The following is a 7,745-nucleotide window of genomic DNA, read 5'->3' as shown; positions in this document are numbered from 1 at the left end:
GCGTTCGATGTCCTGATCGGCCGGCGGCGGCTGGGCGAGGTTGGGGGCGAGGTGTGGCGGTGGACGGCGGTTGGCGAGCTGCGCGCGCAGATTCTGCTTGATGCGCGCCCGCTGCCCGGCGTTCAGCGTGTCCAGCTCATCGATCTCGTCGAACAACAGGTCGTAGAGGCGCCGCCGCTTGTGGTTGGCCTCGTCCTGGTCGCGGCGTTCCTGCTGCTCGCGCTCCTGCTGTTGCAGGTCCTGCCGATTCTGCCGCCGCTGCTTGCGGTCGGTGGCGCTGCCGGTGCGCTCCACCACGCCGGCCGAGCGGACCAGGGGTTCCGGGCGTCCGATCGATCCGTCGGTCATGGCGACCTCCACCGAAAGCGGCTGGGACTGTTCAGTGTACCAACTGTCGCGATTCTGTCAAGGTGACGCTTTGGCGTGCGGAGAAGGCCCTGTTTCAGGTGAGTGTTGCTCACCCGAACACGCGGCGTACTCGTTTGTCAGGGGTGTGGCTCGGGCTGGACAGTGGGGCATCCCAAACGCAGACGAAGGACCGCACCATGTCCCTGACGACCAAACACGCCGACTCCGCCACCCCCATCCTGTGCGTCACCGCCGGGGGAATCGCCACCCTCACCCTGAACCGCCCCGCCAAGCTGAACGCCATCAGTACGGCGCTGGCCGCCGCAATGCTCGACACGCTGGATGCGCTGGAGGCCGACGCGGCGGTGCGGGCGGTCATCGTCACCGGCGCCGGGGAGCGGGCCTTCTCCGCCGGGGCGGACATCGCCGAGTTCACCCCGGCCGTCCGCCGGGGACCGGAGGCGGCGGTGCGCGCCTTCCGGCCCGGACAGACGCTGTGCGCGCGGATTGAGTCCTTCCCCAAGCCCGTCATCGCCGCGGTCAACGGCATCTGCTACGGCGGCGGCTGCGAGATCCTGGAGGCGGCGCACCTCGCCGTCGCCAGCGAGCGGGCGAGTTTCTCCAAGGCGGAGATCAGGCTCGGCATGATGCCGACCTTCGGCGGGACGCCGCGGCTTCCCCGCAACGCCTGGCGCAAGCGGGCGCTGGAATGGCTGCTGACCGGCGACGCCTTCCCGCCCGCGACGGCGCTGGCGGTGGGGCTGGTCAATCAGGTGGTGCCCCACGACGCGCTGCTGCCCGCGGCCTTCGAACTGGCGGGGCGGATCGTCCGGCATTCGCCGGCCGCGGTGTCCGGCATCCTGGGGGCGGTGACCCGCGGGCTGAACATGACCATCGGCGAAGGGCTGGCGGTTGAGACGGAGCGCTTCGCCCGGCTGGCCCCCGGCCCTGACCTGCGCGACGGGCTGGAGGCGTGGCTGGCGCGCTGAATCACGCTCCTTCCGGGGGATCGTCCGGCATTTCGGTTTGCGCGGGGGCGTGCCGGTGTGCAGGATGCGGGGGTGGATGTGGACCGCTCCGCCCCCTATCTTCCGGGGCCGGGGCTTTTTGGCGTGGATGGCATGAGCGACGAGAACACCCTGTCCGAGAGCGGCGAATCCCTGGAAAACCGGCGCAAGCGGCTGCGCTTCCGGTCGTGGCACCGCGGCATGCGCGAGATGGACCTGCTGATCGGCAGCTTCGCCGACGCCCATGTCCCCGACTTCGACCACGCGCAGCTCGACCGCTACGAGGCGCTGCTCGAACTCAGCGACCCCGACCTCTACAACTGGTACGCCGGGCGCGAGCCGCTGCCCGCCGAGCATGACACCGACGTCATGCAGCTGTTGACCAAGTTCCGCTATACGCCCCGTCAGGGGTCCTGAGGCCCGATCCTTGCCCAGCTTCGAACAGTTGCAGCCGGGACGCTCCGGCCGCCTTCTGGTCGGCGGCGCTCCCGCCGGTCATGACGCCCGCGTCCTCGCCGATCTCGCCAAGCGGGCGGGGAGTGCGGGACTTCTCCACGTCGCGCTCGACGACACCCGCGCCGCCCAGTTGGCGGAGGCGCTGGCCTTCTTCGCGCCGTCGCTGGAGGTGCAGGTCTTCCCGGCCTGGGACTGCCTGCCCTACGACCGCGTGTCGCCCAACGGCGGCATCGTGGCGAAGCGGATCGACACGCTGACCCGCCTGCTGGCGCGCAAGGCGGACGCGGCGCCGCTGGTCGTGCTGACCACCGTCAACGCCATGGTGCAGAAGGTGCCGCCGCGCGCCGCCTTCCGCGACGCGGTGTTCTCGGCGAAGCTGCGCGACCGGATCGACCTGGAGAAGCTGCAGCGCTATCTGGCCGGCAACGGCTACACCCGCGCCCAGACGGTGCGCGAGCCGGGCGAGTTCGCCGTGCGCGGCGGCATCGTCGACCTGTTCCCGCCGGGCACCGACGAGCCGTTGCGCCTCGACCTGTTCGGCGATGAGCTGGAGGCGGTGCGCAGCTTCGACCCCATGTCGCAGCGCACCACCGACAAGCGCGACGGCATCGACCTGAAGCCGATGTCGGAGGTCTTCCTGGACGAGGCCGGCATCGCCCGCTTCCGCTCCGGCTACCGGGAGCTGTTCGGCGCCGTCACCGACGACGACCCGCTCTACGAGGCGATCAGCGCCGGGCGCAAGTACGGCGGCATGGAGCATTGGCTGCCGCTGTTCCACGAGACCATGGAATCGCTGCTGGCCTATATGCCCAAGGCCATCCTGTCGCTGGACCATCAGGCGACGGAGGCGCGCGATTCGCGCATCGCGCAGGTGGTGGACTTCCACGCCTCCCGCGAGAGCATGATCGTCATCGAGAAGCGGGCGGGCTCGCCGGTCTACAAGCCGGTGCCGGTCGGCATGATGTTCCTCGACGCCCAGGCCTGGGACGACCTGTTCGCCGCCCACGCCGTGGCGCAGCTTCAGCCCTTCGGCACGCCGCCGGGCATCAAGGGCACGCTGGACGCCGGCGGGCGCCGCGGCCACGACTTCGCCGAGGAGCGGGCGCGTCCCGACGTCAACGTCTTCGAAGCGGTGAAGGACCACATCCGCGCCCTGCGGGCCGACGGGCGGCGCGTGCTGGTGGCCGGCTATTCCGCGGGTTCCCGCGACCGCCTGATGACGGTGCTGGGCGACCACGGCATTCCGGGGCTGGAGCCGGCGGAGAGCGTCGAGGACGTCCGCCGCTTCGACCGCAACATCATCGGCATGATCGTGCTGGGGATGGAGCACGGCTTCACCTCCGCCGACATGGCCGTCATCACCGAGCAGGACATCCTCGGCGACCGGCTCGTCCGCCCGGCGGCGAAGAAGAAGCGCAAGGCCGCCAACTTCATCGCCGAATACACGGCGCTGGCCTCGGGCGACCTCGTGGTGCACATGGACCACGGCATCGGGCGCTACGACGGGCTGGAGACGCTGGAGGTGTCCGGGGCGCCGCACGACTGCCTGCGGCTGATCTACGAGGGCGGCGACAAGCTCTACGTCCCCGTCGAGAACATCGAGGTGCTGACCCGCTACGGGTCGGAGGACGCGCACGCGCAGCTCGACAAGCTGGGCGGGGCCGGCTGGCAGGGCCGCAAGGCCCGCGTCAAGAAGCGCCTGAAGGACATGGCCGAAGCGCTTTTGAAGATCGCCGCGGAGCGCATGCTGAAGAAGGCCGATCCGGTCTACACGCCGGAGGGCGTCTATCAGGAGTTCGCCGCCCGCTTCCCTTACCCGGAGACGGACGACCAGCTCAAGGCCATCGAGGAGGTCTTCACCGATCTCGGCTCGGGCCGCCCGATGGACCGGCTGGTCTGCGGCGACGTCGGCTTCGGCAAGACGGAGGTGGCGCTGCGCGCCGCCTTCCTCGTCGCCATGAGCGGGCAGCAGGTCGCCGTGGTGGTGCCGACCACGCTGCTGGCGCGCCAGCATTTCAAGACCTTCACGACGCGGTTTGCGGGGCTGCCGCTGCGCATCGTCCAGCTCTCCCGCATGGTCACCGCCAAGGAGCAGACCAAGGTCAAGCAGGAGCTGACGGAGGGCACCGCCGACATCGTCATCGGCACCCACGCGCTGCTCGGCAAGGGCGTGCAGTTCAAGCAGCTCGGCATGGTCATCGTCGACGAGGAGCAGCATTTCGGCGTGAAGCAGAAGGAGCGGCTGAAGGAGCTGCGCGCCGACGTGCACGTCCTGACGCTGACCGCCACGCCGATCCCGCGCACGCTCCAGATGGCGCTGAGCGGCGTGCGCGAGCTGTCGCTGATCGCCACCCCGCCGGTGGACCGTCTGGCGGTGCGGACCTTCGTGCTGCCCTACGACCCGGTGGTGGTGCGCGAGGCCATCCTGCGCGAGCATTACCGGGGCGGCCAGACCTTCTACGTCTGCCCCCGCGTCGAGGACCTGCCGAAGGTCGCCGAGCGGGTGCGCGAGCTGGTGCCCGAGGTCAAGATCGTCACCGCCCACGGCCAGATGCCGGCCAGCGAGCTGGAGGAGGTGATGACCGCCTTCGACGAGGGCAAGTTCGAGGTGCTGCTCGCCACCAACATCATCGAGAGCGGCATCGACATCCCCAACGCCAACACGCTGGTCGTGCACCGGGCGGACATGTTCGGCCTGGCCCAGCTCTACCAGATCCGCGGGCGCGTCGGCCGGTCGAAGGTGCGCGGCTATGCCTACCTCACCTACGCGCCGAACAAGCCGCTGACCGGCACGGCGCAGCAGCGGTTGCACGTCATCGAGACGTTGGACAGCCTGGGCGCCGGTTTCCAGCTGGCCAGCCACGACATGGACATCCGCGGTGCCGGCAACCTGCTGGGCGAGGAGCAGTCGGGCCACGTCAAGGAGGTCGGCGTCGAGCTGTACCAGCACATGCTGGAGGAGGCCGTCGCCAACGCCCGCGCCAACATGGACGGGCAGGTGCCGAGCGGGGCGGAGGACCAGCCCTGGACGCCGCAGATCAACCTGGGCACCCCGGTGCTGATCCCGGAGGAGTATGTCCCCGACCTGACGGTGCGCCTGTCGCTCTACCGCCGCATCGCCGATCTGGTGGACCGGGCGGAGATCGACGGCTTCGCGGCCGAGCTGATCGACCGCTTCGGCAAGCTGCCGGGCGAGGTGGAGAACCTGCTCGACGTGGTGACCATCAAGCAGCTCTGCCGTCAGGCGGGGGTGGAGCGGGTGGACGCCGGGCCGAAGGGCGCCGTTCTGACCTTCCGCAACAACAGCTACGCCGAGCCGGCCAAGCTGCTGACCTACATCAGCCAGCAGATGAGCCTGATGAAGCTGCGGCCCGACCACAAGCTGGTCTACACCCGCGAATGGACCGACGAGGCCCAGCGGGTGCGCGGCGTCAATCGGCTGATGAGCGATCTCGCCCAGATGGCCGGCGGCGGCGCCGTGCCGAAGGGCGAGGCGCCTCCGCCTCCGCCGCCCCCGCCGCCGCCGCGCCCCAGCGCGCTGAAGGTCGGGTCCAAGTTCGGGCGGAACATCCCCTCGCGTCCCTTCGGGCGGCGCTGAGGCGATGAAAAAGGATGGGGGGCTGGCGAAGGCCCTGGCGCTCGGCGGTGACCGTCGCGCATTCGGCGACATTCCGACGGTGGCGGAGGCGGTGGCCGCCGACCCCGCCCGCCTGCCGGAACTGGTCGCCTGCCTGTTCGACGGCGACGCCGGGGTGCGGATGCGCGCCGCCGACGCCCTGGAACGGGTGTCGCGCGGCGACGCCCGCCCGCTGGACGCCTTCGCCGAACGGCTGCTGACCGACGCCGCGGCGATCGAGCAGGCGGAGGTGCGCTGGCATCTGGCGGCGGTCCTGCCGCGCCTGACCCTGACGGAGGAGCAGCGCGGGCGCGCCGTGGCGCTTCTGGAGGGCTGGTTCGAGAACCGGGCCAGCCGGATCGTGCAGAGCGCCGCGCTTCAGGCCATGGTCGATCTGGCGGCGGACGATCCGGAGCTTCGCCCGGTCGCGGCGGACATGCTGGGCCGGGCCATGCGCTCGCGCATCCCGTCGCTGGCCGCTCGGGCCAAGCGCATCCTCAAGCCGTTCGAGGTGGACCGCGCGACGCTGGACGCCGCCCTGCTGCCGGAGACCAAGCCGCTGACCCTCTCGGTCCTGCCCGACCGTCTGGCGGTGGCGCGGCTGGCGCCGGGGGACGGGATGCCCGGCTGGCTCGACTGGACCGACCCGCTGGTCAGCGCCACCCGCACGGGGGAGGAGCTGTCCATCCTCTGCCGCGAGTCCCGCGTGCCGGACGGCGTGACGGCGGAGCGCGGCTGGCGCGCCTTCAAGGTGGAAGGGCCGCTGGACTTCTCCCTGTTCGGCGTGCTGGCGCGCATCGCCGTGCCGCTGGCCCAGGCGCGCGTGCCGATCTTCGCCATGTCCACCTATGACACCGATTACGTGCTGGTGCGCGACGAGGACGTGGAGCGCGCGGCCGACGCGCTGAAGCGCGTCTGCACCGTCGTTGCGCCCTCCTGACCGTCACGCCTGCGGGGCCTTCTCGGCCTCGACGGCGGCGAGCACGCCCAACTCCTCCAACTGCGTGACGGCGCCGGTCAGGCTGGTGGCGACGCGGTCGGCCGAGGTCTGGGATATGGCGTGCTCCGGCGCGTCGGCCTCGGGGTGGGCGCTCCACAGGCAGAGCAGGATCGGCACGTTCGGGCCGAAATGCAGGCGCAACCGGCGCACCAGCCGCCGGGCGTGCGATAGGGCGGACGGGTTCAGGTAGGACAGCACCACCGCCGAAACGCCGGTCGGGGCCAGCGCGGCGATGGAGCGGACCGACACCGTCTCGCAGGGAAGCACGTCGGCGCGCAGCCCGCGCGGCCGCAGAAGATGGCCGAGCAGCGCCGCCGCCGCCTCGTCCAGGTCGTTGCGGGCGCCGATGCACAGCACCAGCGGCGTGTCCTCCGCGGCGGGCGGGGAGGCTTCCATCATCTCGTCCAGCAGCGCCACCATGCCCTCGGCCACCGCCTGCCGTCCCTCCGGGTTCAGGCGATTGCGCTGGCGGTCCTGCTCGGCCAGCGACAGGGTGGGGATGAGCAGGCCGTGCCCGGCCTCCACCAGCCCGCCCTTGCTCATCTTCTCCTCGGTGATCTCCATGGCCTCGATGGGGTCGCGAGCGAGCAGGCGCTGGTAGAGCTTGGCCTCGTCGGGCAGGACCGGGCGGTCGCCCAGCATCACCTCCAGGAAATGAAGCTGCGGAACGTGCCGCCCCAGCACCACCAAGCAAACGGTCAGCGGCGTCGCCAGCAGCAGGCCGACCGGCCCCCACAGCGTGGTCCAGAACACCGCCGCAACGATGATCGCCAGCGACGACAGGCCGGTGGCGGAGCCGTAGAGCCAGGGCTCCACCACGTTGTTGGAGAACAGCTCCACCGCCACGAACAGGGCGATGCAGAGCAGCGGCAGGGTCCATCCCGCATCGACCGCGAAGGACAGCAGGATGGGGAAGGCCGCGGCGATTGCCGGTCCCAGGAAGGGGATGAAGCGCAACACCGTCGCCAGCAGGCCCCACAGCAACGGGTTCGGCACGCCGAGCAGCCACAGCCCGATCCCGATGGGCAGGCCATAGGTGACGTTGACCACGCACTGCATCAGCAGGTAGCGGCTGACCCGCTCGCCCGCGTCGTTCATCGCCTCCGTCGTGCGGCTGAGGTCGCCGGACCCGGCCAGCCGGATCAGCCGGTCGCGCAGATCCTCCCGCTGCAACAGCATGAAGATGGTGAAGACCAGCACCATGCCCGCCGTGGCGACCGGCGCCATGGCCGGCCCCAGCACGTCGCTGATGATGGTCAGCGCGTCGGAGCCGTCCTGCTCGATCCTCACCGGCACCGGCTCCCGCGCGGCACCGGGG

The 7,745-nt window shown here is 70.8% G+C and carries 5 protein-coding genes and 1 pseudogene; 4 read left to right on the top strand and 2 right to left on the bottom strand.

What is annotated here, in order from left to right; translation table 11 throughout:
• A pseudogene (locus GBZ26_RS24480) lies at window positions 1–348 on the bottom strand (hypothetical protein); the annotation flags it as partial.
• A 197-nt stretch (window positions 349–545) separates the two neighbouring features.
• Here GBZ26_RS24480 and GBZ26_RS24475 point away from each other — a divergent pair.
• The 4 genes from GBZ26_RS24475 (at window position 546) to GBZ26_RS24460 (ending at window position 6,367) form a co-directional block, all read left to right on the top strand.
• Entirely contained in the window at window positions 546–1,337 is a 792-nt protein-coding gene (locus GBZ26_RS24475) for a crotonase/enoyl-CoA hydratase family protein (protein WP_174441078.1), read from the top strand.
• Between the two features lie 132 nt (window positions 1,338–1,469).
• Window positions 1,470–1,772: an FAD assembly factor SdhE gene (locus GBZ26_RS24470; RefSeq protein WP_038530795.1), complete on the top strand. Its 303-nt coding sequence runs from the start codon at window positions 1,470–1,472 to the stop codon at window positions 1,770–1,772.
• 10 nt (window positions 1,773–1,782) lie between these two features.
• Window positions 1,783–5,409 carry a transcription-repair coupling factor gene (mfd, locus tag GBZ26_RS24465; protein WP_174441077.1) on the top strand — a complete coding sequence of 1,209 codons (3,627 nt, stop codon included), beginning with the start codon at window positions 1,783–1,785 and terminating at the stop codon, window positions 5,407–5,409.
• Between the two features lie 4 nt (window positions 5,410–5,413).
• Window positions 5,414–6,367, top strand: coding sequence for an ACT domain-containing protein (locus GBZ26_RS24460; RefSeq protein WP_174441076.1), 954 nt, complete (start codon window positions 5,414–5,416; stop codon window positions 6,365–6,367).
• Between the two features lie 3 nt (window positions 6,368–6,370).
• On the opposite strand, the gene GBZ26_RS24455 is transcribed toward GBZ26_RS24460, so the two are convergent.
• Window positions 6,371–7,745: AI-2E family transporter (locus GBZ26_RS24455; RefSeq protein WP_174441075.1), on the bottom strand; the 1,375-nt coding region annotated here is incomplete at its 5' end.

This window comes from Azospirillum formosense (assembly GCF_013340925.1).
Lineage (GTDB): Bacteria > Pseudomonadota > Alphaproteobacteria > Azospirillales > Azospirillaceae > Azospirillum > Azospirillum formosense.
This window is presented reverse-complemented; position numbering and strand designations above follow the sequence as displayed.